The sequence below is a fragment of the Streptococcus sanguinis SK1 = NCTC 7863 genome (genome assembly GCF_000194945.1).
Lineage (GTDB): Bacteria > Bacillota > Bacilli > Lactobacillales > Streptococcaceae > Streptococcus > Streptococcus sanguinis.
The window spans coordinates 1,262,444-1,287,121 of the sequence record NZ_GL878507.1 but is presented as its reverse complement, the minus strand read 5'-3'; the positions used below and the strand labels follow the sequence as shown (position 1 = coordinate 1,287,121).

The window sequence follows — 24,678 nt, the reverse complement described above, 5'->3', positions numbered from 1 at the left end:
CATGCACCTATTATATGTGGGTTTGACCCATCGGGAAACGCCGCTGACAATTTTGGAAAAAGCGCATTTTTCAGATCAGGAGGGGCTCAAAGCTCTGAAGCTCCTGAAAAGAGAAAAAAGTATCTTGGAAAATATCATCCTGTCGACCTGCAATCGGACTGAGCTCTATCTGGTGGTGGACCAGCTGCATACTGGCCGCTACTATTCCAAGCATTTTTTGGCGGACTGGTTTCAGATTCCTGTCAAGGAGCTGGAAGACTATTTAGTCTTTCGTGAGGGAGATGAGGCTTTGCGGCATTTGCTGCGCGTCTCTATCGGATTGGAATCCAAGATTGTCGGTGAAAGTCAGGTCTTGGGCCAGCTCAAGCAGGCTTTCCTGACAGCACAAGATGCTGGTACGACTGGAATTGTCCTCAATCAGGCTTTCAAGCAGGCGCTGACCTTTGCCAAGCGCATGCATGATACTTATCGAATCAATGACCGGCCTATTTCCATCGGCCTGACGGCTATCCAAAAATTGGACCGAATGGGGCTGGATTACAGCACTAAAAAGGTAGCTCTTATCGGTTTGGGAGAGATTGGTCAGCTGGTGACCAAGTATGCTCTGCAGCGGCCATTCGAATCAGTCATGCTGCTCAATCGGACGGTCAGCAAGGCTCAGCCTTTTCTGACAGAGGACAGGGTATCTGCCCATGGCTGGGATGAATTGGAAGCAGTACTGGCGGATGCGGATGTGGTCTTTTCAGCGGTTAAAACGGAAGAATACATTATCTTTCCCTCCATGCTTAAGGAGGGTGCGATTGTATTTGACCTCTGTCTGCCTCGTTCCTGCTATCCGAGCTCGTCTCTGAAGCTCTATAATATCGAAAATCTAACCAATCAACTGGAGCAATATAAGGCAGAACGGCAGGAGATTGCCGGTCGGATTGCTTTGGAGATTGATGAGGAGTTGGTCAAGTTTGCTGACTGGCGTCAGCAGTTGGGCATTATTCCTTTGATTCAGGAAATCAGGGATAAGGCTTTGGAAGCTCAAGCTTCGGCTATGGAAAGTCTTAATCGCAAGATTCCAGATTTGACCGAGCGGGAGCAAAAACAGATTTCCAAGCACATGAAGAGCATTATCAACCAAGTCTTGAAGGAGCCAATCTTGCAGCTCAAAGAGCTGTCAGTCGGAGAGCATTCGGACTATGACATTGCCTTGATTGCCAAGATATTTGGCTTGCACAGAGAAAGGGGAAAAGATGAAGGTCATTAAGGTAGGAACCCGCAAGAGTAAGCTGGCCATGACCCAGACCCAGCAGTTAGTCGACCAGCTCAAGAAGCTCCATCCAGAGCGGGATTTTGTCCTCGTTCCCTATACCACAAAAGGAGATCGCTTGACCCATGTCAGCCTCCAGGAAATTGGTGGCAAGGGAGTCTTTGTCAAGGAAATCGAGCGAGCCCTCTTGGCTGGTGAGATTGATATGGCGGTCCACAGTCTCAAGGACATGCCGGCTAAGCTAGCTGAGGGCTGTGCACTCGGTGCGATTAGTCAGCGAGAAGATGTTCGGGACTGCTTGATTTTCCGTCAAGCTGGCCAGACGCTGGCTGATCTGCCTGAGGGCGCTCTTATAGGAACCAGCAGCATTCGCCGGCAGGTTCAGCTGCAGGCTCAGAGGCCGGATTTGGCTTTCAAACCACTTCGGGGCAATATCGATACCCGCATCAAGAAGCTGGAAGAAGGCGAGTACGACGCGATTGTCTTGGCTATGGCCGGACTTAAACGCTTGGGCTGGCTGGACCAAAGCCGTCTTCACATTCAGCCGTTAGAGACCAGTCTTTGTCTGCCAGCTATTTCTCAGGGCGCTTTGGCAGTGGAATGCCGGGAAGAGGATGAGGAGCTGCGGCAACTGTTGGCAACTGTTCAGGATGAGAAGACAGCAGCTGAAGTGGCAGTTGAACGGGTAGTTTTGGCTCAGATGAATGCGGACTGCACCTTCCCTATCGCTGCTTTTGCCCAGAAAAACGGTCAGGACTATCAGCTAGAGGCCATGCTGGCCAAGGAGGACGGCCAATGTGTCTTCGTCAGCCTTAAAGGTCAGGATGGCCAGCAATTGGCAGAGCAGGCTGTGCGCCAGTTAGCCGATAAGGGAGCAGTAGGAATGCCATGGTTAAAAAAATAATCTTTACCAGAGAGCAGGCGCCGGACTCTGCCTGGCTAGAAAAGATCAGACAGGCAGGATTTGAGACGCACCATGTCCCTCTCATTCGCTGTCAGTCTTTGCCCTTACCAGAAGCTGTTCAAGCAGTTCTGCCAGAAGTCGACTGGGTCTTTTTTACCAGTGCTGTCGCAGTAGAGGCTTTCAGTCCCTATCTGAAAGCGGACTTCCAGATTGCGACCATTGGACCGCAGACCAGTCAGGCGCTGGATAAGCTAGGCCGAGCCTGTGATTTTCAGGCCAGCAGCCACTATGGTCTTGACTTTATTCAGGAGTGGTTGGATTTGGCTCTGCCAACGCAGAAGATTTTGCTGCCCCAAAGCAGCTTGTCCAATCCCAGTTTGGCTGAGAAATTAAAAGAAGCAGGCCATGAGGTCTGGGCTTGGCCTATGTACGAAACGACCTCAAATCCTGCTGGTCAGGACCAGCTCGAGACCTATCTGTCCCAAGAGGATGTGATTTGGACCTTTGCCAGTCCGTCGGCTTGGCAGAGTTTTTGTGCTATTAAGCCCCATCTAGCATCTAGCCATCAGATTGCAGTGATTGGTCAGACAACGGCTCAGGCGGTTAAGGAGTCTGGCTATGGGGTAGATTACCAGCCCCAGAGTCCTTCTGTTGAGGAAATGGTCAAGGAAATAATCAAGAAAGAAGAGAAGAAGCATGGAATTTTATAGACATCGCAGACTGAGGAGAAGCAGCGGTCTGCGGCAGCTGGTTCGAGAAACCAAGCTGTCTGTGGATGATTTTATCCAACCCTTGTTTGTCAAGGAAGGGTTGACTGAAAAGCAAGAAGTAGCCTCCATGCCGGGAGTTTATCAGTTCTCCCTCGAGGATTTGCTGCCAGAAGTGCAGGAATGTGTGGACTTGGGCATTCGGGCTTTTATCGTCTTTGGCATTCCGTCAGAAAAGGACGAAATAGGCAGTCAGGCTTCAGCTGAAAATGGTATTGTCCAAGAAGCTATCCGTCTAATCAAGAAGCATTTTCCTGAGACGGTCGTCATTGCAGACACCTGTCTCTGTGAGTTTACCAGTCACGGCCATTGCGGTATTTTGCGAGGGGAGGAAGTGGACAATGATCTGTCTCTGACTAGACTGACAGAAGTCGCTGTCAGCCAAGCCAGGGCTGGAGCAGATGTCATTGCGCCTTCCAATGCCATGGACGGTTTTGTGGCGGCTATCCGTCAGGGGCTTGATGCGGCTGGCTTTGAAGACATTCCCATCATGTCCTATGCGATTAAGTTTGCCTCTAGCTTTTATGGACCTTTCCGAGATGCAGGTGAGAGTGCTCCGGCCTTTGGCGACCGCAAGACCTATCAGATGGATCCGGCCAATCGCTTGGAGGCTTTGAGAGAAGCCAAGAGCGATGAGGAGCAGGGAGCAGACTTTCTCATGGTTAAGCCGGCTCTGGCCTTTCTGGATATCCTTAGAGAGCTGCGCCAGGAAACCCGGCTGCCTCTGGTGACCTATAATGTCAGTGGAGAATACGCCATGGTCAAGGCAGCAGCTCAGCAGGGCTGGATCAATGAAAAAGCCATTGTCATGGAAACCTTGACCAGTATGAAGCGGGCTGGTGCAGACTTGATTATCACTTATTTTGCCAAAGATGCGGCCGGTTATCTGAAAGAAGGATAGAGACTGCGGAAAATCAGCAGTTTTCTAGATAAGGAGGACGAACTTGAAGAGAGAACATTCCAACCAATATTTCACAGAGGCTCAAAAGCTCTTTCCAGGAGGGGTCAACAGTCCTGTCAGGGCCTTTAAGGCTGTGGGTGGTCATCCGCTTTTTATCGAAAAAGCCAGCGGAGCCTATCTGCATGATGTCGATGGCAACCGCTATATTGACTACGTCCTGTCTTGGGGACCCATGATTTTGGGGCATGCTCCTAAGGATGTGTTGCCGGCAGTTGAGGAATCTATTTGGGAGGGGACCAGCTTTGGTGCTCCGAGTCCCAGAGAAATCGCTCTTGGCCAGCTGGTGCAGGAGCGTCTGCCTTTCATGGAAAGAATGCGGATGGTCAATTCGGGAACGGAAGCGACCATGAGCGCCATTCGGGTAGCACGTGGAGTGACCAAGCGATCTAAAATTGTTAAATTTATCGGCTGCTATCACGGCCACAGTGATTCCTTTTTGGTTCAGGCTGGTTCAGGCTTGGCCAGCTTTGGGATTGCTGATTCTGCCGGAGTCATTGCTCAGGTAGCTGGGGAAACTCTGGCCTTGCCGTACAATGACAAAGATGCTCTCAAGGCTTGCTTTGAAAAGTACGGAGATGACATTGCCTGTGTCATTTTAGAAGCCGTTGCTGGCAATATGGGCTTGATTCCTGCGGATGCGGACTTTATCAGTACTATTCGCTCCCTCACTCAGGAATACGCCTCTCTCTTCATCGTGGACGAGGTCATGAGTGGTTTCCGAGCTCATTATCAGGGGGCCGTCGGCCTCTATCAGACAGAGCCAGACCTTGTCTGCTTGGGCAAGGTTATCGGTGGCGGCTTCCCAGTCGCAGCCTTTGGCGGCAAGGCCGTCTATATGGATCAGGTAGCGCCTCTGGGCAGCATCTATCAGGCCGGCACTTTGTCGGGTAATCCAGTCGCAATGACGGCCGGTTACAAAACCTTGAAACAGCTGACTCCTGAGCTCTTTGCTGAGATTGAAGAGAAAACGAACTACCTCTGTGATGGCTTACGAAGTCTAGCCGATAAGTACAGCATTAATCTGCAAGTCGTGTCCAAGGGAACCATGTTTGGCTTCTTCTTCAGCCAGAAGCCGGTCCGCAATTTTGAGGATTCTAAGGCGGCTGACCATGCTCAGTTTGCAAGACTGCACGGTCTCTTGCTGGAACAAGGCATCTATCTGGCGCCATCTCAGTATGAAACCAACTTTATGTCCAGTGCCCATACTAGAGTGGATCTAGACCAGACCTTGGCAGCCTTCGAGCAGGCATTTCAAGCAATGAAAGAAGAAGCAAATGGCTAAGATTGTGTTAGTGACAGGCGGTGCCAGAAGCGGTAAGTCGGCATTTGCGGAGGAGCGACTAGCGGACCTAGAGAGCGTTTGCTATATTGCGACCGGCCTGCCTCGAGGAGAAGATCCAGAATGGCAGGAGCGGATTCGGCTGCACCAAGAACGCCGGCCGGCTTCCTGGACGACTCAGGAGCAGTATGCAGGGCTGGCCGACTGGCTGCGAGAGCAGTCGCATCCAGTTTACCTGCTGGATTGTGCCACCCTTCTGACTAGCAATCGTCTCTTTGATTTGATTGCCCAGCATTTTCCAGACAAGCTGGAGCTGACAGAGGAGCACTTTCTCAGCCGTCAGGAGCAGTCTTTCCTGCTGCAGTTTTTGGAAGAAGAATGGCAAGAGCTCCTATCCACAATCCGTCAGACAGATGCTGAGTGCTGGATTGTAACGGATGAGGTTGGACTGGGCATTGTCCCAGAGACCAGACTAGGACGCTTTTTCCGTGATGTGCAGGGCAAGATCAACCAACTGATTGCAAAGGAGGCGAGTGAGGCTTACCTAGTCATCTGCGGCCTCGCTCAGCAGTTGAAATGATAAAGGCATTGATTATCTATACCCAATTTTTTAGCCGGATTGTGATTCCAAAGGCAGTGGATATCTCCTACTTGCGACTGGGACTTCCTTTTCTGACCCTCTTTGGCCTCTTGCTGGGCTTGATTTCAGGTGGATTTTATTTCCTGACGAGCCTAGTCCTGCCAGGGATGGTCGCTTGGGTTCTGACCCTTGCTTTTGATGTTCTGCTGACAGGTGGTTTTCATTTAGACGCCCTGGCGGATACGGCAGACGGTCTCTTCTCCTCCCGTAAGAAGGAGCGGATGCTAGAGATTATGAAGGACAGTCGGATTGGCAGCAATGGCGTACTGGCACTCATTCTCTACTATGCTCTGATGCTGGTTCTCTATACTTATTTGCCAGAGCCTCGCTGGTTTATCGTGGCTAGTCTGACCATGATTGGCAAGGCCGGTCTGAGCCTACAGCTTTACCGGATGAGCTATGCCAGAGAAGGTGGCGGCTCGGGGAATTTCTTCAGTGGCAGCAAGACGAGTCATATCCTGCTTGCCCAGCTTCTTCCCTTGCTCCTGTCTCTGCTGGTTTTCAGCTGGAGAGGCCTTCTGGCTTATGGCTTGGTATTTCTGGGAGCAATCGGCTATCGCCGTTTTGTTTATAATAAAATTGACGGCCACACAGGCGATACGCTAGGGGCCTATGTTGAAATTGCCCAGCTCCTCTATCTCTTAGGATTGGTGGTACTAGGATGAAAAGATGGTATCTGATGCGGCATGGTCAGACAGACTACAACCGCAGGCGCTGTTTCTATGGCAGCCATGATGTCTCTATCAACGGGCAAGGCCGAGCGGACGCCAAGCAGCTGGCGCTACTGATGCAGGAGCACCCAGTTGATGTGATTTACACCAGTTGTCTCAAACGGACGCAGGAAACAGCCCAGCTAGCTTTTCCAGACAGGCAAGTCCAGGCCATAGCTGATTTTGACGAGCGAGGCTTTGGGCAATGGGAAGGCTTGACAGCTGATGAGATTGAAGCGGCGTTTCCAGAAGTCTGGCAAGCTTGGTTGGAGGCCCCCTTTGAGGTCACGCCTCCTGAGGCAGAAGTTTTCTCAGACTTTCAGACCAGAGTCTGGGCAGCAACAGACCGCCTGCTAGATAGGACTGATGAGTCAATCGCTTTAGTGGCTCATTTGGGAGTCCTTCGCTTGATTTACCAGCATTTGGTTGACCGAGAGGCTGTTTTTTGGAACATTGATGTCCCCCAAGGACGAGTGCTGCTCTTGGAAGAACGGGACCAGAATTGGCAGGCGACCTTACTCTAAGGCTCTATTATTTAAAAACAAACGACATGATTTATCTTGGGAAAGAGGTGAGCAGATGAATACACAGATTCAGGATGAATTCACTTTTAAAAATGGCCAGGCCATGCGCAATCGCGTTGTCTTGGCTCCTATGACCATCTGCGCTAGTGAGCCCGGTGGCTATGTATCTCAGGCAGATATTGACTTTTTTGCCCGTCGGTCTAGGTCGGTTGGTATGGTCATTACTGGCAGTACCTATGTCCATCCTCTGGGCAAGTCCTTTGCGGAGAGCTTCAGCGGCGCCGAGGACGATAAGATTGAGGGGCTTAGCCGTCTGGCCAAGGCCATCAAGGACCAAGGGGCTCTGGCTATTGTTCAGCTCTATCACGGTGGTCGTATGGTTCTGCCTGATTTGATTGACGGTCAGCCAGTAGCACCCAGCGCTGTCAAGGCTCCGCGCGACTATCTGGCAGAGCCGAGGGCGCTCAAGAATTCTGAAGTGGAGCAGGTGATAGAGGATTTTCTGTCAGCTATCAGACGGGCCATTCAGGCTGGATTTGACGGAGTCGAGCTTCATGGCGCCAATACCTACCTGATCCAGCAGTTTGTCTCTCCTCATTCCAATGTTCGTAAGGACAAGTGGGGCGGCAGTCTTAACAACCGCCTGCGCTTTCCAAAGACCTTGCTGAAAAGAGCCAAGCAACTAGTCAAAGAAGAGGCCGACCGCCCCTTCCTGATTGGCTACCGCTTTTCTCCAGAAGAGATTGAAGAGCCAGGTATCCAGCTTTATGACACCCTGCAGTTGCTGGAGCAGCTCATCTATCATCAAGTGGACTATCTACATATTTCGACCTCTGATGTCTGGCGCTCGTCTATCAGAGATTCTCAGGACTCAGAGCCAGTGATTCAGAAAATTATCAAAAAAATTAATGGTAGAGTACCCCTTATTGGTGTCGGTCAGATAAAGACCAAGCAGGATGCCCAGCTAGTATTGGATGCGGGGATTCCGCTCTTTGCCCTCGGCAAGGCCCTGCTCCTAGACCCAGACTGGGCTGAAAAGGTTGTCTCCGGCCGAGAGGAAGAAGTCATCCGAACTTATCGCGATGAGTTGCAGGCTGACCTGGCTTTGCCAACTGCCTTTGTCGAAGATGCTAGAAGCTATCTGGAAGGAAAAGATTAAGACAAGCACATCCCCAAGGAGGAAAGAGGATGAGCAATCATTTGTTTTTCACTCGTCTGCTCTCTCATCTTCAGGACATAGAACCACCTTAGACAGAGAGCGAAGCGTATTTAGATTTGACTAGGACAGAACGTCTAAAAGTAGTTTACAAAATAGAAAAGGAATTTGAATATTTTATGAAATATTTAAAAAAAATAATGGTTTTAACCTTGGCAGGCCTAGCCCTAGCTTCCTGTGTAAACCCTAGCAAAACCAGCGAGCCTGCTGGCGATGGTGACAGCAAGACTGTGACTATTGGCTATACACAATTTCCAGAAAATATTGACCCAGCAGCGGAATACAATGGCTGGTTCACGGTCCGTTACGGAGTGGGAGAAACCCTCTTTAAGATGGACGACAAACTTGAGGTGAAACCTTGGTTGGCTGAGAAAATCGAAGCAGTATCAGACCTAGAGTGGAAAATTACCCTCAAGGATAAGGTTGTCTTCCAAAATGGTGAAAAAATGACCGGTGAAAAGGTCAAAGCTTCTCTAGAACGTCTGGTTGAGAAGAGTGAGCGGGCAGCTGCTGATCTGGGCATTGACAGCATCTCTGCGGAGGGTCAAACCGTGACCATCAAGACAAAGGCTGTGCAACCTATCATGGCGAATCTCTTGGCAGAGCCATACTCCGCCATTGTCGATACGACTGGCAAGAGTGCATCTGACAAGGCTCCTGTCGGAACTGGCCCTTACATGGTGACCAAGTACACTCCTGAGAGCGGAGCAGAGCTCAAGGCTTATGATGACTACTGGGATGGCAAGCCAAAAGTTGCTAATCTGAAGATCAAATACTTCTCTGATCCGACAGCTATTTCTGCAGCCCTCAAGTCTAAGGAAGTTGATGCCGTCTATGGTCTGCCTTATGCAAATCTAAGTACTTATGCTTCCGATAAGAACTACAAAATTTCTGAAGTAGAAGGTTCCCGCTACCTAGCTTACTACTATAACTTTGAAAATCCTTACGTAGCAGATGACAAGTTCCGTCAGGCTTTAGATACCTTGGTAGACAAGAAGACCTACTCTGAATCCCTCTTTAAAGGCTCAGCTGTGCCAGCTGTTGGCCCTTTCCCTAAAGGATTTGCCTTTGCCCTGCAAAAGAGTGTCCATGAATTTAACGTAGAAAAAGCTAAAAAACTCTTGGATGAAGCTGGCTACAAGGATACTGACGGCGATGGCTACCGTGAAAAAGACGGTCAAAAAGTCAGCATTGAGCTGCTGTCCTTTACTCGTCTGCCTGAAATGCCGCTGGCTGTAGAAGCAAGCCAACAACAACTCAAGGAAGTCGGAATCGAAGCGACTATTAAGAAAGTTGAAGTCAGTGCCGTTGCCAGTGAAAAGGACTATGCCTTCACACCTTACGCGGTGGTAGCAGCTCCTATCGGTGATCCATATGCCTTCTTTAACAGTGCCGTTAAGACCAATGGTACAGCCAATATCGGTCACTACAGCAACCCAGAAGCAGACAAGAAAATCGAAGAGTTAGCGACTGAAACTGATCCAGCTAAGCGTAATCAGCTCAGCAAGGAAATCCAAGAAATCATGGATAAGGACTACGGCTTTACCATCATCGGCTTCTTCAAGGTCGCTCTGGTAATGGACAAGTCCGTTTCTGGTTTGGAATCCCATCCAACAGACTACTATCACGTCAGCAACAAACTATCAAAGGAATAAAACATGCTGGAAATGAAAGATCTGCTGGTGCAGTCAGCAGATAAAGTCATTCTCGATCGGGTCTCCCTCTCTCTTGCTGAGGGGGAGTCCCTTTCGATTGTGGGCGAGAGTGGCAGTGGCAAGTCCACCCTGCTCAAGATGCTGCTAGGTCTCCCTCTTAGGGGGCTGACAGTAACAGAGGGCAGTATTACCTTTGAGGGGCAGGAAATTCAGCCCCAGGACCACCGCATTTATCTGACTTTTGTAGGCCGAGAAGTGGCCTGGATTAGTCAGCATGCCAGTCTCAGCTTCAATAACCGCCGTAAGATCAAAAAGCATTATCAGGACTTGGTGAAAAATCAGGGCCAGCAAGCAGCAAATCTCCGTCCCTTGGAGGAATGTCTAGAGATGGTGGGACTGCTGCCTGAAAAAGTCGTCAATAAGTATCCTTTCGAGCTCAGCGGTGGTATGATGCAGCTGGTCGGTGTGGCGCTAGCTCTAGCCAGCAGGCCCAAACTGCTTCTGGCTGATGAGCCGACCAGCGCTCTGGATGTCCTGTCGAAAATGAAGCTGCTTGATCTCTTGAGCAAGCTTCATCAGGAGGAAAACATGGCCATTCTCTTTGTCACACATGATATCAGTGTAGCTGAGCATCTGGCACAAAAAGTAGTCGTCATGAAGGAAGGGCAGATTGTCGAAAGTGGTCCAGCCCATCAAGTTCTCCTCCATCCTGAGCAGGCCTATACCCAGAAATTGCTAAAGGCTGTGCCAAAACTGGCAGAGTTTAGAGAAGAGGGTGAGCTATGAATCAAGTATTGGTCGGTCGCCAGCTGACCTACGAGTATGGTCAGATTGGTAATCGGAGAATTGGTGTCTTTGATATTGATGTTAGCTTAGAAAAGGGACGAGCTATGGGCTTGGTCGGAGAGTCAGGATCTGGCAAGAGTACCATTGCCAACCTTATATGCCGCTTTTTAAAGCCAGACCAAGGGGAGCTGACTCTACTGGGTAAGCCAGTCGCTGCCTACAAGGACAGGGACTACTATGCTCGAGTCCAGTACATCGCCCAGCAGCCCCAGTCGACCTTTCATCCCAAGCGCAGCATTCAGCAGAGCCTAGAAGAGGTCTGTCGAAACTTCTCTCTCTATCAGCAGCAGTCAGATAGAAAGCAGGCCATCTGTGACTTGCTGACCTCAGTTGGTCTGTCACCTGAGCTTGCTCAGCGGCTGCCACACCAGCTGAGCGGAGGAGAATGTCAGCGGGCAGCTATTGCCCGTGCCTTGCTGATTAATCCCAATGTGCTCATCTGCGATGAAATCACCAGTGCTCTGGATGTGACCGTTCAGTATGAAGTCATGCAGCTGCTGGCAGACATCAAGGAACGCTCGCAGACCTCCTTTCTCTTCATCTCTCATGACATCGCTCTGGTCAGCAATTTTGCGGAAGATTTGATCGTCCTCAAGGACGGAATCGTGCAGGAGAAGGGCAGCATGCGAGAGGTCGTCTCTGCTCCCAAGAGTGACTATACCAAGCTCTTGCTCAGTCAGTACAGGGAGGATAAAGATGAGGATTAAACAAGAACTAAACTCTATGGCTCCATGCAGCAGCTATCAAGGAAGTCTGCCCATCACAGATGAGCTGGCTATCCAGTACACCCTGCTCAAAGGACAGGCCTCCCAGCCCTTGCTAACTATCTGTGCGGCAGTCCATGGCTGCGAATATGTCGGTGTCAAGGCGCTGATGGACTTAGCGCATGAATGGGACTTTAACTTTCAGGGCTCTGTCCTCCTCCTGCATGCAGTCAATGTCAGCGGCTTCTGGGCTCGGGAGACGACGCTTGTACCTGAGGACGGCCTCAATCTAAACAGGATCTTTCAGGACCAAGATCCAGTTTCCAGCCTCAGCTATCAGATTCGGTCTGTGATTGAGAGTCAGGTCTTTAGTGTCAGTGACTTCCTCATTGACCTGCACAGTGGCAATCGGGAAGAACTGCTGACACCGCATGGTTACTATTCTCTGCGGGCAAATCCAGAGGTGATGGAAAAGTCCTATCAGATGCTGCAAGCTTCTGGGACACCGATAATCTATCAATCTCAAGACTGCGGCAATCTTTATCACGCTGCCTCGGTGGACTATGGTTTGCCTAGCATCCTGCTGGAGCAGGGGGAAAATGGCACCTGTCTGCCAGAGGATGTACTGGCTATGAAGGAGTCAGTCAAGCAAGTCGCCCGCTATCTTTTTGAAGGGATCATGCCCTATTATAAGCAGGCGCCGCTGATCTTTGATGACAGTTATTATCTGACCTGTCAGAGGTCGGGCTGCTGGATGTGCTTTGTCCGGCCCAATCAAACAGTACAGGCTGGTCAGGTCATCGGCGAAATCTGTGATATCTATGGCAATATTTTAGAAAAGGTGACTGCCAAGGAAGACGGTCTGGTCCTCTACCAGAAGGCGACCCTGGTCGTCCACCAAGGCGAAGTGCTGCTGGCCGTAGCTAGCAAGAAGCCTGAAAGCTACCAGACATCTGAAAGGGAGGCGCATGATTAAATTTATTATCAAAACGATTCTGCAATTCGTCCTCATCCTGCTCTGTGTCAGCTTTATCTCCTTTTTACTGGTTTATCTAGCACCGGGAGATCCGGCTGAGAGCATTCTCAACGCTCAGGGAATTCCTTTTACCAAGGAACTGCTGGAAATCAAGCGGGCGGAAATGGGCCTGAATGGCAGCTTTATGGAGCAATATCTGGCCTGGCTGGGCAGGATTGTCCATGGCGACTTTGGTGTGACCTATAATTCCGGAGCTTCGGTCTGGGAGCAGCTTGTTTTCTATTTTCCCAATACAGTCTACCTAGCTTTTTATACCCTGCTAGCAACTCTGGGAATTTCCTTGCCGACAGCTCTCTACACATCCTACCATGCTGGAAAGCCGGTTGACCGCTTCTTGATGGCAGGTCTGGCTTTTCTGAATGCCATTCCTAGCTTTGTTATGGGGATTATCCTGATTCTGATCTTTTCTGTTCAGCTGCACTGGCTTCCCATTCAGGCAACGGCCAATGAGCTGGGCTTAGTCTTGCCAGTCATAACACTGGCCATGATCATGTCCACTCGCTATATTCCGCAGCTGCGGACCGCTCTGATAGAAGTGCTGCATTCACCAGAAGTCGAAGGTGCGCGGGGTCGGGGGATTCGAGAGGGGCATATCCTTTTGCATGACGTGATTTACAATGTCCTGCCCTTTCTTCTCACCTTGGTCAGCCTTTCTCTGGGCTCGCTCTTGGGTGGTGTAGCTATTATCGAGCATCTCTTTTCCTGGCCGGGTATCGGTAAGATGCTGATTGGAGTAGTTGCCAAGCGGGATTATCCCCTCATTCAGGGGGCGGTCCTCTTTATTACAGCTGGGGTCTTGACTGTAAATCTAGTCTTTCAGCTGCTTACGGTTTGGCTCAATCCTCGCGTCCGACTGGCTCAGGAAAATCCCAAACTGCTGCCGCGCATGAAGAGACTAAAAACAAGCAAGGAGGGCTCGTATGGATAAGAAAATCAATCGAAAACTCTTAGTCTTGGGCGGCCTTATCATCCTGGCCCTGGTCCTATCCTCCTTGGCTCCTCGTCTCTTGGGTGACAGTTTGACCAAGGTCAATCTGGGACAAGCCCTGCAAGGACCGAGCAGCAGTGAGTGGTTCGGAACAGACGCTCTAGGCCGGTCTGTCTTTGCGCGTGCAGTAAGCGGAGGTGCGGAAACAGTTCTGCCAGCCCTGATGATTCTAATGCTGATTGCGGCGGTGGGCTCCTTTATCGGGGTGACCAGCGCCTTCATTGGAGGGAAATTCGACCAGTTCATCTTGCTAGTAATCACTGCTTTTCAATCTTTCCCATCTATCATTTTGGTCATTGCTATCGTCAGTATCTTGGGCATCGGTCTCCAGCAAACCCTCATCGCTATCTGCCTGACGGCCTGGACCAAGTATGCCTACCTGATGCGTTCCATGACCCTGCAGCTGAAAAATGAACCCTATATCCAGTCCTCGAAAATGTATGGCAATAGTTTTTGGACGACTCTGAAAAACTATTATTTCCCCAGTCTTTTTCCTCAGATTCTGACGACTATGAGCTTTGACATCAGCACCATTATCATGGAAATCGCTGGTCTCAGCTTTGTCGGTCTGGGAGCACAGGCACCGTCGCCTGAGTGGGGAGCCATGATCAATGACGGCCGGATTTACATTCAGGAAGCCCCTTGGATTGTGGTCTTCCCTTGTATCTTGCTGATTCTGACCATTCTCCTCTTTACCAAATTCGGAGACGCTCTGAACAGCAAGTACAACCGCATGAGTTAATCATCAAAAAAACACAAACTGCAGCCCCTTATCTCTTGGGACTGCGATCATAAAAATATGAATACAAGAAAGTGATTCAATAAAAATGAGAAAAAAATTATTTTTATTAGTTGTCCTCTTGCTGCCTTTATTCTTGGTAGGCTGCCAGCAAAACTCAAACTCATCCAAACAGGTCAATGAGAAAGACAAACTCACCATGGTCTGGGGAGAGGACTTTGGGGATGTCAATCCTCACCGCTACAATCCAGACCAATTTGTCATTCAGGATATGGTCTATGAAGGCCTAGTCCGCTACGGTGACAATGGTAAAATCGAGCCAGCCTTAGCTGAAAGCTGGGATATTAGCGAAGATGGTAAAACCTATACCTTCAAGCTGAGAAAGGCAAAATTCTCAGACGACTCTGACTTTAATGCTGAGAATGTCAAACGGAATTTCGATACTGTCTTTTCAGAGGAAAATAAGAAAAACCACACTTGGTTTGACTTCACCAATCAGCTGGAAAGCTATCGAGTTGTAGATGAGCATACCTTTGAGATTAAGCTCAAACAAGCCTACAGTGCGACTCTCTATGATTTATCAATGATTCGTCCGATCCGCTTCATAGCTGATGCTGCCTTCCCTGACGGAGATGACACGACTAAGGACAACCTCAAAAAGCCAATCGGAACAGGTCAATGGGTTGTCAAAGACAAGAAGCAAAACGAGTACATTACCTTTACCCGTAACGAAAATTACTGGGGTGAAAAGCCTAAATTGAAAGAAGTAACGGTCAAGATTATTCCAGATCCACAAACCCGTGCTCTTGAGTTTGAGTCTGGCAATGTTGACTTGATATATGGAAATGGCGTTATCGGTCTGGATAACTTTGCCAAGTATGCCAAGGATGACAAGTACACAACGGATGTATCACAACCAATGTCCAGCCGCCTCATGCTCTTGAATGCCAAGCAGGAAATCTTCAAAGACAAGACTGTCCGTCAGGCGATGAACCATGCAGTTGATAAGAAGTCTATCGCGAAAGACATTTTCCGCGGAACAGAAACACCAGCTGACACCATCTTCTCTAAGTCTACACCGCACTCTGACGCCAATCTGACTCCCTATGAATACGATATCGAGCTGGCTGAAAAAATGCTGGATCAAGCAGGCTGGAAGAAAGGCTCTGACGGTATCCGCGAAAAAGACGGCAAGAAATTGAGCCTAAATGTTCCTTATATCTCGTCTAAGGCGACAGACAAGGACTTGGTTGAGTACTTCCAAGGAGAATGGAAGAAAATCGGAATTGATGTTCAGCTCAAAGCGATGGAAGAAGATGACTACTGGGAAAATGCCAAGACAGGAAACTTTGACCTGATGTTGACGTATTCTTGGGGAGCACCTTGGGATCCACATGCTTGGATGACTGCCCTGACTTCACCAGCTGACCATGGCCACCCAGAAAATGTTTCCCTAGAAGCTCTGCCATCTAAGCCAGAAATTGATAAAATTATCAAGGCGACTCTGGTCGAACCAGATGAGGCAAAAGTCGATGAAGGCTACAAGAAAGTCCTCACCATGCTCCACGATGAAGCTATCTATATTCCAATCACTTACCAATCCGTTGTTTCCGTCTATCGCAAGGGAGAACTCGATGGCATGCGCTTTGCCCCAGAAGAAAATGCTTTCCCACTGCGCTATATTGAGAAAAAATAAAAGCTGACTTCATAACTGTAAATTTTAATATAAAGGGAGTAGTGCTGCTAAGTTGAAATGCTTATCAGCCGCCCCTTTTCTTTTAAGGACTATGAAAAAAGATTTATTAAAAAAAATAGTTTCTTTCCTAGCTGCCCTGTTGATGATATCAGTATTGACCTTTCTCTTGGCCAAGCTATCCTCAGCTGATCAAGCAGAAAATTATTTAAGGGTATCTAAGATTCAAGTGACTCCTCAATCTTTGGAAAAAGCCAGAGATTATCTGGGCCTCAATCAACCTTGGCCCCAGCAGTATCTAGGTTGGCTGACAAAGGCGCTTCGTGGGGATTTTGGGACGTCTTATCTATTAAAGGTTCCTGTCCTGCCCTTGGTGCTGGAGCGTTTCCAGTCGACCCTTTCTCTAAGCCTGACATCTTTTGCTCTCATTTTGCTTACGTCCATTCCTTTGGGAATTTTTAGTGCAGTCTACAAGGGTTCTCTCTTTGATAAGGTCACTCGTTTTCTATCCTTTTCCAGCGTTTCCATGCCTAGCTTTTGGTTAGGCTACATGCTGATTGTGATTTTTGCTGTTCAGCTCAGATGGCTGCCCGTTTCGGGCAAGCAGGACCTTAGCAGCTTGATTCTTCCTAGTCTGACCCTCAGTATGTCATTGATTGGCCAATATACCGCTTTGATCCGCAAGGCCGTGCTGGAGCAGATGAACAGTGTTCATGTTGAAAATGCCCTCCTGCGCGGAGTCAGCAAGTTCTTCCTGGTCAAGAATCATCTCTTGAGAAATTCCCTGCCAGCCATTGCGACAGGCCTGAGCCTGACCTTGGTCTATCTCCTGACAGGCTCCTTAATTGTCGAAGAAGTCTTCTCCTGGAATGGCGTCGGCTCCCTCTTTGTAGATGCGCTGCAGTCTGTGGACCTGCCCATTATCCAGTGCTGCATGCTTTTATTTGGCCTATTATTCTTGGGAAATAATATTCTAACCCAGCAGCTGCCGCTCTGGATAGACCCTAGAGTCAGAAAAAGGAGGAGCAATGTCTAAACGATTTATTTTTTCAAGTGTCATTTTGCTGGCCCTCTTCATCTGCGCTCTCTTTGCTCCCTATCTATCCTCTTTTGATCCCCAGCATGTAGAAATCTCAAACAAACTAATGGCGCCTGACGCTGTTCATCTGTTGGGAACTGATCAGCTGGGCAGGGACATTTTGTCTCGTCTGCTGCACGGGGCTCGTTATTCTCTCTTTTTATCCTTGGCTATCAGTCTGCTGGAAGTGGTCATCGGTGTCACAGTCGGCTTGCTAATCGGATGGTACCAGGGAAAGGCTGAAGCGACCTTCTTATGGTTTGCAAATGTTATTTCTGCCTTTCCTAGCTTCCTGCTATCGCTAGCTACTGTTGGGATATTGGGGCAAGGAATGATCAATATGATTCTAGCTATTGTCATCATAGAGTGGGTCTACTATGCAAGGGTGACGGCCAATCTGGTCAAGAGTGCCAAAGAGGAAGCCTATGTTATTTCTGCCCAGACTATGGGACTTTCTCAGATTCATATCCTCAAAACCCATATCCTGCCCTTTATCTACAAGCCTATTTTGATTATTGTGCTCATGAATATTGGGAATATCATTCTCATGATTTCTGGTTTTTCCTTTCTGGGAATCGGTGTCCAGCCCAACATTACCGAGTGGGGCATGATGCTGCATGATGCTAGAAGCCATTTTCAAACGGCAACTTGGATGATGCTGGCGCCCGGACTGGCTATCTTTCTGACTGTGGTCGCCTTTAATCTATTTGCCGAATGCTTTGAAGAGAAAGGCTGGAAACAGATATGGAAAAAATAGCTGTAAAGAAACTGACAGCCCAGATTGAGGGAAAGACCATTCTGCAGGACATCAGCTTTGAAGTGGAGGCGGGTCAGTCTCTGGTCATCATTGGGGAGAGTGGTTCTGGTAAAACCCTCTTAACCAAGATATTGATTGGGCAGCTACCTTCATCTTTAAGCCTGCAAGGAGAAGTTCACTACGGCACCATGGCTTTGGAGCGAAATTCTCTCAAAGCTTGGCAGCAGCTGCGAGGCAGTCAAGTGGCCTATATGTCTCAAAATCCGATGGCTATGTTCAATCCCTTTCAGACCATTCAAAGTCATTTTTGGGAGACCCTGCGCAGCCATAGTAAGATTTCAAAAAGCGCTTGTCTGGCTAAGGCCGTGGCCTCTATGAAAGAAGTCAGACTGGGAGAGCAGGAAGAACTTTTGAAAAAATATCCTTTTGAGCTCAGCGGCGGTATGCTGCAGAGGGTCATGCTGGCTATCTTGCTCTGCCTAGAGCCAGAGACCATCATTTTGGATGAGCCTACTTCAGCGCTGGATATCCATAACCGAGAGCAGATTATCCTCATCTTAAAGGAGCAGTTGGCTAAAGGCAAGACTCTCATCACAGTGACCCATGATTATCATTTGGCGCGGGAGCTTGGAGGCAAGATGCTTGTCATGTACCAAGGGGCTATCATAGAGAAAGGGCCGGTGTCCAAGCTCCTCGAAAGTCCTTCGCAGACCTATAGCCAAGACCTTATCTTAGGAAATCCATACGAACGGTTGGTGAGACAAGATGCTGGAATGTAGACATGTTTTTAAAAAATTCGATGGTAAAATGGTTGTCAGAGACTGTAACTTCTCCGTCCAGAAGGGTGAAATGATCGGTCTGATGGGCGAGAGCGGCAGTGGTAAGAGCACGCTGGCTAAATTGCTGATTGGTCTAGAAAAGCCCAGTCAAGGACAGGTCTTACTGGATGGCCAGCCCTACTCAGTCAAAAAGTCTGGCGTGAGAATTCTGCTGGTTTTTCAGGACTCGCTCCATTCAGTCAATCCACACTTTACAGTCGAGCAGGTCTTGACAGAGGCTCTGCCAAAAGATGTGGCTAGAGAAGAGATAGAAGCCATTCTAGAAGACGTCGGTCTGGATAAAAGCTATCTGACTCAGCCAGCGCGCCAGCTCAGTGGAGGCCAGCTCCAACGGATTTGCATCGCCCGCGGCCTGCTCTTAAAGCCAGATATTCTCATCTTTGATGAGGCTCTGAGCGGTTTGGATCCCATTGTTCAGGGAAGGTTGTTACGCCTCTTATATGATTTGTGGGAGAAATACCAGCTGACCTATCTTTTCATCTCGCATGACTTCAAGCTGAGCTATGCTCTCTGCCATCGGATTTTAGTCATGGCAGACGGAGAAATCGTTGATGAGATAAAGGACTTTGAGCTTCCTATCCAGGCTTGTCACCCCGTGACAAAAAAATTGATAGGCGACAAGGGACATTTTAGCTGATGAATATTTTAACTAGCTGATCAATTTTAAAATTTAAAATAAAGGAACATATATGAAACGTACATTTGAAACGAGAAAACTTTACTTCGGCTTTCCAGTCTTCTTTTTAGGCTATAAGGACGATGTGCACGGCTATAATATTTCGACCTCAAGCTCGGTTTATTCCTTGGGCAGCATGATGGTTATTGCCATGCGTACTAAGGGAAATGCCATTACAGAGATTACCAAACACCAGCAATTCACAGTCAATGTCCCTGAGAAGGATTTGACCAAAGAGTCTGAAATTGCTGGCTTCAACAGCCGCAAGGACAAGTTTGCTCTGACCGGTCTCAGCTACACAATCGGCGAGACGGTGGATGCTCCGCTGGTAGACCAATGCCCTGTGTCCATTGAGTGTCAGGTGCTGGATATGGTCGAATGCGGTGCCTTGACCAATGTCATCGCCCGTGTCACTCGGCGCGTGGTTGATGAAGACTTGATTGATGAGAATGACGCTTTCCGCAGTGATCGTTTTTCTCCTATCAGCTACATGGGAGATGGAGATGGCCGGCTTTACCGCTATTTCAGCGACGAGTCAGTCAAGATGGGCTCTATCATCAAAGAAATCCGCAAACAAGAAGAAAAATAAAGAAACCGCTGAGATATTTAGGTCTCAGCGGTTTAGTTTTCTATCACAAGCTTTTCTTCTAGGCCAAATTTCTCTAGAAAACGGTCTTGCTCTTCTTGGATTTGCGGGGTCGGATTTTTGATGCCCATGACCAGTTCTATCATCTCCGGATGGACCTCACGCACCAGCTGACCCAGAGCCCAGATAGCTGTAGCGACATGAATCGGATTTTGCCCCTTGTCGATAATTTCCAGCATTTTAGGAATGGCAGAGCGGTCATTGGCATTTGCCAGAGCGATAATGGCATTGCGCTGCAGGATATTTTTCCCCCGCCAGCTGCCGGCCACATGACCGAATTTCTCTTTAAACTGACCGTTGGAAAGCTCCAAGAAAGGCAGGAGTTCTGGATGAGAAAGGTCGGGGTCAATCTCTGTCGCCAGAGGATTGTCCAAACCTTTATTGTAAGGGCAGCAAATTTGGCAGATATCACAGCCATAGATGACAGTCTTAATCTTCTTGCGAAATTCCAGATCCATGACGCCCTTGTCCTGAGTCTGAAAGGACAGACAGCGCTTGGCATTCATGCTGCCATCGCCAATCAAGCAGGAAGTAGGACAGGCTGTCACGCAGCGATTGCAGTCTCCGCATCCGTAGTCGACGGGCTGATCGGGCTCGATGTCCAGATTGGTGATGAGCTCTCCTAAAAACATATAGGAGCCAAATTCCTTGGAGATGACCAAGCCGTTCTTGCCGATAAAGCCGATTCCTGCTCTCTGGGCTACGGCGGTATCGACCAAGGCGCCCGTGTCGACCATGCCCTTGTATTCAAAGTCAGCGGTCAGCTCTTCGATTCCCTTGGCAAGCCGGTCCAGCTTGTCCTGCAGGACATAGTGGTAGTCCAGCCCCCAGCTGTTAGGGGTAAATTTCCCACGTTTATAGGCCGTTTTCTGAGGTTGCTGCTTGAGCTTGTGGGGGTAGGCGACTGCTATAGAGATGATGGTCTTGGCTGAAGCCAGACTCAGCTTGGGCTTGATCCGTTCTTCGATGTTTTTATGTTCAAATCCTGAATTTCGCCCTTCTTCTACAGCCAAGCGCAGCGACTTCTCCAGATAGTCGAAATCATCCGCTGTCGTAAAGCCAATCTTAGAAATCCCAATGTCTTTTGCTAAGTTAATAATTTCTTCTTTGATATTCATCCTTTCTATTATAGCGGAAAAATGCCAACTTGGCGAATGATTGAGAAAGGGAACTATCCTATAGAGATATACCTATAGTTTTATAAGACTTCCTTAGCCTATATACTGTATGATATAATGAAATGTGGAATTTTTTTATAGAAAGTTCCGCAAAGTTTAGGGGAAATTTTATAAAGTTAAACAATGGGAGTTTACAAAATGAAAAAGAGATATTATGAATTTTTGAATGTTCTTGTTACGGATTGTAATCCAATCAGAAACTTAGATTTTTATAAGGCTGGTTTAATTGAGTTATTTTTTATCTCACTGGTATTTATCGCTTCTATTTTCTTACGCGGTGAGATGCATCACCTGAGCATGATGGTCATGAATTTTACTATCATTCACGCGCTTATCTTGTTTCTGGCCTTTTTGCTCTTCCAAAAGTTTTTTGATACCAAAGCCTTGCAGCTCATTCCGACCAGCTCTTACCTATTTCTTCATTTTGAATTGCTTTTTTGGGGCTCCATCTTTTTTGGTGAGAACCACTTAGCATTTTTTATGATTTTTATCATACTCAGCTTGTCTTATCAGTTGATTAATTTGCTCTATCAGATGGTGATCGTTTCAAAATTGAGATATTTTGAACAGAAACAAAAGATCAATATTTTGCAGATTCACGCCATCGTCCTGTGCTGCCTGTCAGCAGCAGTAGCAGTCATCACTCGCCTGTTTATGCTGTCAGGACTCTATATGATTATTGCTTTGGTAGGCTTGAGTATCGCATTGACGCCCTTGTATCTATTGGGCTATGCACAAGTTTTCACAGGCTGGAGAAATCAAGTGCCTGATAAATTGTAGAATTGAAGGGGGATTGTCTAAGAAACGATTTCCCTTTTTTTATTAAGAGGGAAGCTGGAAATATAAACGTATCCTCTATAACTGGATTGTTTATCAAGAATGATTTAAAATGGATAAGAGTAATTAATACTGAGAAGCTTAGAAGAAACAAAAATATCAATACAGGAGCTGCGAAATGAAGAAAAAATATTACGATTTTTTGAATATGATTATTATAGATTATAGTCCAATAAATAATTCAGATTTTTACAAATCTTTTCTAATAGAACTAATTTTTGCTTTGCCAGTACTTATAGCTTGGATATTCTTAACAGGCGAGATGCGTCAGTTGAATCTGTTGGTCATTTATTTTATGACTGCTCATATTGTTGCCATGGCATTAGCTTTCTTATTGTTTCAAAAGAAAGCTGAATCTATATTTTTGCAACTTATTCCCACAGGTTCTTGTATCTTACTTCACTTTGAAATTCTATTTTGGTGCTCTATCTTTTTTGAGAAATCCTATCTCATGGTATTTTTATTATTTGTTTTAGCAAGTGCGTCTCACCAACTGATAAATTTTATCTATCAGATATTAATTGTCTCAAAAGTTGAGCATCTAGAATTTAATCTGAGAAATAATGTTTTACAAGCACCGAACTCTATTCTAGCTATTGTATCAGCAGCTATAGGAATTGTTTCTTATTTATTCAAGTTGCCAACAGCTTATGCTATAATTTCTTTAGTGGGCATCAATATTGTATTTTTTCAGCCACTTTTGTTAAACTATACTCGAGTTTTCACAGGTTGGAGAAAACAAGAAGTAAATATAAAAAAGAGTGGAGTAGAATAAATGAAGATTGACATCATGCTTTTTCACGAGAATGGTAAAGTCTATTATTATGATATGGAAACCAATAAAATTGCTATATGGTATAACTCAATTTGTTCAAGAAAATGGAGAATCCTATAAATATATGAAATCAAAAGAAAATAAATAATAGAAGGAGTCAGCTGATGCAAAGACAAGGAACTGGTGAACAGCGCTATAAAGCATTGAAGAAAAAAAGTACTTATCAACTTCTTTCTGGTATTGCCTTCTGGATTTTTGTAGTTTATATATGGCTCAAATTAAAGTCTGACAGCGTATGGTACTGGATAGCTTTTGTTTTTCTTTTAGCCTATTACATCTATGGAGAAATACAATGGGCACTCCGAACCAATAATCTATTTTTAGAGGATATTGATTTAGATGCCTATAGATATTTTGTAGGGATTTGCAAACCTGGGAAAACAACGGAAACTATCTATTTTACTACATTTAGAAAATGTAGGATAGAGCTTGCCGAAGGAAGATTTAAAGATGCTCTGAGTATATTAGAAACAACGATTTCAAATCATAGTTTAGAGAAAGTAACAACTTTTAGACAGCTAACGATTTTTAGACAATTGATACTGTGTTCTATTCATTTAGCAGACGAAGAGAAGTATCAATATTGGCTGTCTCGTTTGCAAGGAGTGGCGACCAATAGAAAATCCCTTTTAAAGCTCAAAGATTCTTTGCTAGAAGAAATGCAAGCGATTCATGATTTAGTAATAAATAAACAGCCCAATCCCTTTTTTGAGACTCATCCTGCTAAAAATAAGTTTTCTTATTTGTTTAATCTTTACTACAAAGGCATAAATGCGCAGCTCAATCGTGATGAAGAAAAGGCGCTGACATGTTTTGAGGAATTGGCCAAAGATAATGAACAGTTATTTATCGTTCAACAAGCAAAAGAAGAGTTGAGAAAAGCAATGATTGCTTAAAAAAGTAGGAGGTTAGTTTCTTTAATGGTAAAGATAAATAGAAAAGATAAAGCGAAGATTACTAATATAGAAAGAGAAAGATACCATGGTCCTTTGATTACAGATGGTGTCAGTTTAGGATACATTAAGATTTATCCATGGATAAATTTACCATTTTGCTCATTTTTCTTTTACTGGGCCCTTATAGGTGAAACAGGAAGTCGTCAGGGATGGATTAAAATTCTATTTTTGACTTGCATCATTCTTAATGTGGTAAGTATTTTATTTGCTTTTTCTAAGTTTCTAATCAATCGATTTAAATTTTTAACCTATATTCTGATTGCTTTGCTTACTTGGAGCGCATTAGTTTGGATCAATTTTATCGGAATGTTGATGTTTGCAATAGTAGGAGATTCAAAAAGTATAGAGGGAATATATCAATCCCCTCTCACTCCATTTTATGTAATATTGATGATGTTCCTTTTTATCTTTGCTTGTGGCCTCTATGCTTGGTACTATCTCCCAAAGAATCAGGGGAAAGTCTGGGCTTTTAATCAAGTAAAAGAGGGAGATAGAAAGAAAACATGGTGGAATAATTTTGCTATAGCTTTTGCTGGGGCAACAATCATTCCTTCTCTCCTAACGGGTTATATTCAGAATACTTTTGGTATTTTATTGGGAATTTTGTTAACCTTGACGCTGACAGCTGTTATGGTAGATGCGGTTTATGCAGCTATTTATATAAGGAAGCATCCGAAAAGTGATGAACTGATTTGAGGTGTTTTTAGTAGCTGACAAAAAGTTGAGTGGTGTTCCGAATATCTCCTATGTAGTTAAACAGTTATAGCGTTTATATTCTAAAAGTTTGCTAAGGTAGAGAAATAATTTTTCTCTGCCTTTATTTTTTACAAATTTGAAAGCGCTTCATTGACAAAGTTAATCAGATAGTTTATAATATAATAACAGTATAGAAAATGGCAAGGAAGCCTGATTTGATCGCAATGAAGCGAGTGTTTCAGAATCAAAGGGGTTTTCTC

At 46.6% G+C, this 24,678-nt stretch carries 26 protein-coding genes; 25 read left to right on the top strand and 1 reads right to left on the bottom strand.

The genetic code is table 11. The features are described from left to right. The first annotated feature begins 1 nt into the window (after position 1). The 21 genes from hemA (at position 2) to HMPREF9378_RS04900 (ending at position 19,859) form a co-directional block, all read left to right on the top strand. A complete protein-coding gene (hemA, locus tag HMPREF9378_RS04800) occupies positions 2-1,255 on the top strand; it encodes a glutamyl-tRNA reductase (protein ID WP_002901117.1) in 1,254 nt (417 codons plus the stop codon). After that, on the top strand, positions 1,242-2,162 hold the full coding sequence (gene hemC, locus HMPREF9378_RS04805) for a hydroxymethylbilane synthase (protein ID WP_002901116.1): 921 nt from the start codon (positions 1,242-1,244) through the stop codon (positions 2,160-2,162). The genes hemA and hemC overlap by 14 nt, the downstream gene beginning before the upstream one ends. After that, positions 2,147-2,872: a uroporphyrinogen-III synthase gene (locus HMPREF9378_RS04810; protein ID WP_002901114.1), complete on the top strand. Its 726-nt coding sequence runs from the start codon at positions 2,147-2,149 to the stop codon at positions 2,870-2,872. The genes hemC and HMPREF9378_RS04810 overlap by 16 nt, the downstream gene beginning before the upstream one ends. Next, entirely contained in the window at positions 2,859-3,830 is a 972-nt protein-coding gene (gene hemB / locus HMPREF9378_RS04815; protein WP_002901113.1) for a porphobilinogen synthase, read from the top strand. The genes HMPREF9378_RS04810 and hemB overlap by 14 nt, the downstream gene beginning before the upstream one ends. Positions 3,831-3,873: 43 nt before the next feature. Beyond that, positions 3,874-5,172, top strand: a complete 1,299-nt coding sequence (gene hemL / locus HMPREF9378_RS04820) for a glutamate-1-semialdehyde 2,1-aminomutase (protein ID WP_002901111.1) — start codon at positions 3,874-3,876, stop codon at positions 5,170-5,172. Beyond that, the gene (cobU, locus tag HMPREF9378_RS04825; RefSeq protein WP_002901109.1) at positions 5,165-5,749 is read left to right on the top strand and encodes a bifunctional adenosylcobinamide kinase/adenosylcobinamide-phosphate guanylyltransferase; all 585 of its coding nucleotides are present in this window, start codon (positions 5,165-5,167) and stop codon (positions 5,747-5,749) included. The genes hemL and cobU overlap by 8 nt, the downstream gene beginning before the upstream one ends. Then, positions 5,746-6,474: an adenosylcobinamide-GDP ribazoletransferase gene (cobS, locus tag HMPREF9378_RS04830; protein ID WP_002913871.1), complete on the top strand. Its 729-nt coding sequence runs from the start codon at positions 5,746-5,748 to the stop codon at positions 6,472-6,474. Before cobU ends, cobS begins: the two co-directional genes overlap by 4 nt. Beyond that, positions 6,471-7,043, top strand: coding sequence for a histidine phosphatase family protein (locus tag HMPREF9378_RS04835; RefSeq protein ID WP_002913870.1), 573 nt, complete (start codon positions 6,471-6,473; stop codon positions 7,041-7,043). The genes cobS and HMPREF9378_RS04835 overlap by 4 nt, the downstream gene beginning before the upstream one ends. 55 nt (positions 7,044-7,098) lie before the next feature. After that, complete coding sequence (locus HMPREF9378_RS04840) at positions 7,099-8,202, top strand: NADH-dependent flavin oxidoreductase (RefSeq protein WP_002913869.1); 1,104 nt, start codon at positions 7,099-7,101, stop codon at positions 8,200-8,202. Positions 8,203-8,318: 116 nt separating this feature from the next. Next, a complete protein-coding gene (locus HMPREF9378_RS04845; RefSeq protein ID WP_002901104.1) occupies positions 8,319-9,914 on the top strand; it encodes an ABC transporter substrate-binding protein in 1,596 nt (531 codons plus the stop codon). 3 nt (positions 9,915-9,917) lie between these two features. Further along, the gene (locus HMPREF9378_RS04850) at positions 9,918-10,700 is read left to right on the top strand and encodes an ATP-binding cassette domain-containing protein (protein ID WP_002901103.1); all 783 of its coding nucleotides are present in this window, start codon (positions 9,918-9,920) and stop codon (positions 10,698-10,700) included. Further along, positions 10,697-11,467, top strand: a complete 771-nt coding sequence (locus HMPREF9378_RS04855) for an ABC transporter ATP-binding protein (protein ID WP_002901101.1) — start codon at positions 10,697-10,699, stop codon at positions 11,465-11,467. The genes HMPREF9378_RS04850 and HMPREF9378_RS04855 overlap by 4 nt, the downstream gene beginning before the upstream one ends. After that, entirely contained in the window at positions 11,457-12,440 is a 984-nt protein-coding gene (locus HMPREF9378_RS04860; protein ID WP_002901099.1) for a M14 family metallopeptidase, read from the top strand. The genes HMPREF9378_RS04855 and HMPREF9378_RS04860 overlap by 11 nt, the downstream gene beginning before the upstream one ends. Continuing rightward, positions 12,433-13,428 carry an ABC transporter permease gene (locus HMPREF9378_RS04865; protein WP_002901097.1) on the top strand — a complete coding sequence of 332 codons (996 nt, stop codon included), beginning with the start codon at positions 12,433-12,435 and terminating at the stop codon, positions 13,426-13,428. Before HMPREF9378_RS04860 ends, HMPREF9378_RS04865 begins: the two co-directional genes overlap by 8 nt. Further along, positions 13,421-14,230: an ABC transporter permease gene (locus HMPREF9378_RS04870; RefSeq protein WP_002913868.1), complete on the top strand. Its 810-nt coding sequence runs from the start codon at positions 13,421-13,423 to the stop codon at positions 14,228-14,230. The genes HMPREF9378_RS04865 and HMPREF9378_RS04870 overlap by 8 nt, the downstream gene beginning before the upstream one ends. An 85-nt stretch (positions 14,231-14,315) precedes the next feature. Then, complete coding sequence (gene nikA / locus HMPREF9378_RS04875) at positions 14,316-15,923, top strand: nickel ABC transporter substrate-binding protein (protein WP_002901093.1); 1,608 nt, start codon at positions 14,316-14,318, stop codon at positions 15,921-15,923. A 91-nt stretch (positions 15,924-16,014) separates the two neighbouring features. Further along, entirely contained in the window at positions 16,015-16,956 is a 942-nt protein-coding gene (locus HMPREF9378_RS04880; RefSeq protein ID WP_002901090.1) for an ABC transporter permease, read from the top strand. Beyond that, a complete protein-coding gene (locus HMPREF9378_RS04885; RefSeq protein WP_002913867.1) occupies positions 16,949-17,755 on the top strand; it encodes an ABC transporter permease in 807 nt (268 codons plus the stop codon). Before HMPREF9378_RS04880 ends, HMPREF9378_RS04885 begins: the two co-directional genes overlap by 8 nt. After that, positions 17,743-18,534, top strand: coding sequence for an ATP-binding cassette domain-containing protein (locus HMPREF9378_RS04890; protein ID WP_002913866.1), 792 nt, complete (start codon positions 17,743-17,745; stop codon positions 18,532-18,534). The genes HMPREF9378_RS04885 and HMPREF9378_RS04890 overlap by 13 nt, the downstream gene beginning before the upstream one ends. After that, positions 18,521-19,231, top strand: coding sequence for an ABC transporter ATP-binding protein (locus HMPREF9378_RS04895; RefSeq protein WP_032908911.1), 711 nt, complete (start codon positions 18,521-18,523; stop codon positions 19,229-19,231). Before HMPREF9378_RS04890 ends, HMPREF9378_RS04895 begins: the two co-directional genes overlap by 14 nt. Positions 19,232-19,283: 52 nt before the next feature. After that, positions 19,284-19,859: a flavin reductase family protein gene (locus HMPREF9378_RS04900; protein WP_002901082.1), complete on the top strand. Its 576-nt coding sequence runs from the start codon at positions 19,284-19,286 to the stop codon at positions 19,857-19,859. Positions 19,860-19,891: 32 nt separating this feature from the next. Here HMPREF9378_RS04900 and queG read toward each other — a convergent pair whose 3' ends face one another. Then, positions 19,892-21,034, bottom strand: a complete 1,143-nt coding sequence (gene queG / locus HMPREF9378_RS04905) for a tRNA epoxyqueuosine(34) reductase QueG (protein ID WP_002901079.1) — start codon at positions 21,032-21,034, stop codon at positions 19,892-19,894. A gap of 183 nt (positions 21,035-21,217) precedes the next feature. On the opposite strand from queG, the gene HMPREF9378_RS04910 reads away from it, so the two are divergent. From HMPREF9378_RS04910 to HMPREF9378_RS04930, 4 genes are all read left to right on the top strand, one after another. Beyond that, complete coding sequence (locus HMPREF9378_RS04910) at positions 21,218-21,874, top strand: hypothetical protein (protein WP_002901077.1); 657 nt, start codon at positions 21,218-21,220, stop codon at positions 21,872-21,874. Positions 21,875-22,049: 175 nt separating this feature from the next. Continuing rightward, positions 22,050-22,706: a hypothetical protein gene (locus HMPREF9378_RS04920; RefSeq protein ID WP_002901074.1), complete on the top strand. Its 657-nt coding sequence runs from the start codon at positions 22,050-22,052 to the stop codon at positions 22,704-22,706. Positions 22,707-22,870: 164 nt separating this feature from the next. Next, positions 22,871-23,662, top strand: a complete 792-nt coding sequence (locus HMPREF9378_RS04925; protein ID WP_002901072.1) for a hypothetical protein — start codon at positions 22,871-22,873, stop codon at positions 23,660-23,662. Positions 23,663-23,686: 24 nt separating this feature from the next. After that, the gene (locus tag HMPREF9378_RS04930; RefSeq protein ID WP_002901071.1) at positions 23,687-24,418 is read left to right on the top strand and encodes a hypothetical protein; all 732 of its coding nucleotides are present in this window, start codon (positions 23,687-23,689) and stop codon (positions 24,416-24,418) included. Positions 24,419-24,678 lie beyond the last annotated feature (260 nt).

Bases quoted from the DNA above. Each gene is read 5' to 3' on its own strand.
- hemA (WP_002901117.1), top strand. From the start codon at position 2: ATGCACCTATTATATGTGGGTTTGACCCATCGGGAAACGCCGCTGACA.
- hemC (WP_002901116.1), top strand. From the start codon at position 1,242: ATGAAGGTCATTAAGGTAGGAACCCGCAAGAGTAAGCTGGCCATGACC.
- HMPREF9378_RS04810 (WP_002901114.1), top strand. From the start codon at position 2,147: ATGGTTAAAAAAATAATCTTTACCAGAGAGCAGGCGCCGGACTCTGCC.
- hemB (WP_002901113.1), top strand. From the start codon at position 2,859: ATGGAATTTTATAGACATCGCAGACTGAGGAGAAGCAGCGGTCTGCGG.
- cobU (WP_002901109.1), top strand. From the start codon at position 5,165: ATGGCTAAGATTGTGTTAGTGACAGGCGGTGCCAGAAGCGGTAAGTCG.
- cobS (WP_002913871.1), top strand. From the start codon at position 5,746: ATGATAAAGGCATTGATTATCTATACCCAATTTTTTAGCCGGATTGTG.
- HMPREF9378_RS04835 (WP_002913870.1), top strand. From the start codon at position 6,471: ATGAAAAGATGGTATCTGATGCGGCATGGTCAGACAGACTACAACCGC.
- HMPREF9378_RS04840 (WP_002913869.1), top strand. From the start codon at position 7,099: ATGAATACACAGATTCAGGATGAATTCACTTTTAAAAATGGCCAGGCC.
- HMPREF9378_RS04850 (WP_002901103.1), top strand. From the start codon at position 9,918: ATGCTGGAAATGAAAGATCTGCTGGTGCAGTCAGCAGATAAAGTCATT.
- HMPREF9378_RS04855 (WP_002901101.1), top strand. From the start codon at position 10,697: ATGAATCAAGTATTGGTCGGTCGCCAGCTGACCTACGAGTATGGTCAG.
- HMPREF9378_RS04860 (WP_002901099.1), top strand. From the start codon at position 11,457: ATGAGGATTAAACAAGAACTAAACTCTATGGCTCCATGCAGCAGCTAT.
- HMPREF9378_RS04865 (WP_002901097.1), top strand. From the start codon at position 12,433: ATGATTAAATTTATTATCAAAACGATTCTGCAATTCGTCCTCATCCTG.
- HMPREF9378_RS04870 (WP_002913868.1), top strand. From the start codon at position 13,421: ATGGATAAGAAAATCAATCGAAAACTCTTAGTCTTGGGCGGCCTTATC.
- nikA (WP_002901093.1), top strand. From the start codon at position 14,316: ATGAGAAAAAAATTATTTTTATTAGTTGTCCTCTTGCTGCCTTTATTC.
- HMPREF9378_RS04880 (WP_002901090.1), top strand. From the start codon at position 16,015: ATGAAAAAAGATTTATTAAAAAAAATAGTTTCTTTCCTAGCTGCCCTG.
- HMPREF9378_RS04885 (WP_002913867.1), top strand. From the start codon at position 16,949: ATGTCTAAACGATTTATTTTTTCAAGTGTCATTTTGCTGGCCCTCTTC.
- HMPREF9378_RS04890 (WP_002913866.1), top strand. From the start codon at position 17,743: ATGGAAAAAATAGCTGTAAAGAAACTGACAGCCCAGATTGAGGGAAAG.
- HMPREF9378_RS04895 (WP_032908911.1), top strand. From the start codon at position 18,521: ATGCTGGAATGTAGACATGTTTTTAAAAAATTCGATGGTAAAATGGTT.
- HMPREF9378_RS04900 (WP_002901082.1), top strand. From the start codon at position 19,284: ATGAAACGTACATTTGAAACGAGAAAACTTTACTTCGGCTTTCCAGTC.
- queG (WP_002901079.1), bottom strand. From the start codon at position 21,034: ATGAATATCAAAGAAGAAATTATTAACTTAGCAAAAGACATTGGGATT.
- HMPREF9378_RS04910 (WP_002901077.1), top strand. From the start codon at position 21,218: ATGGGAGTTTACAAAATGAAAAAGAGATATTATGAATTTTTGAATGTT.
- HMPREF9378_RS04920 (WP_002901074.1), top strand. From the start codon at position 22,050: ATGAAGAAAAAATATTACGATTTTTTGAATATGATTATTATAGATTAT.
- HMPREF9378_RS04925 (WP_002901072.1), top strand. From the start codon at position 22,871: ATGCAAAGACAAGGAACTGGTGAACAGCGCTATAAAGCATTGAAGAAA.
- HMPREF9378_RS04930 (WP_002901071.1), top strand. From the start codon at position 23,687: ATGGTAAAGATAAATAGAAAAGATAAAGCGAAGATTACTAATATAGAA.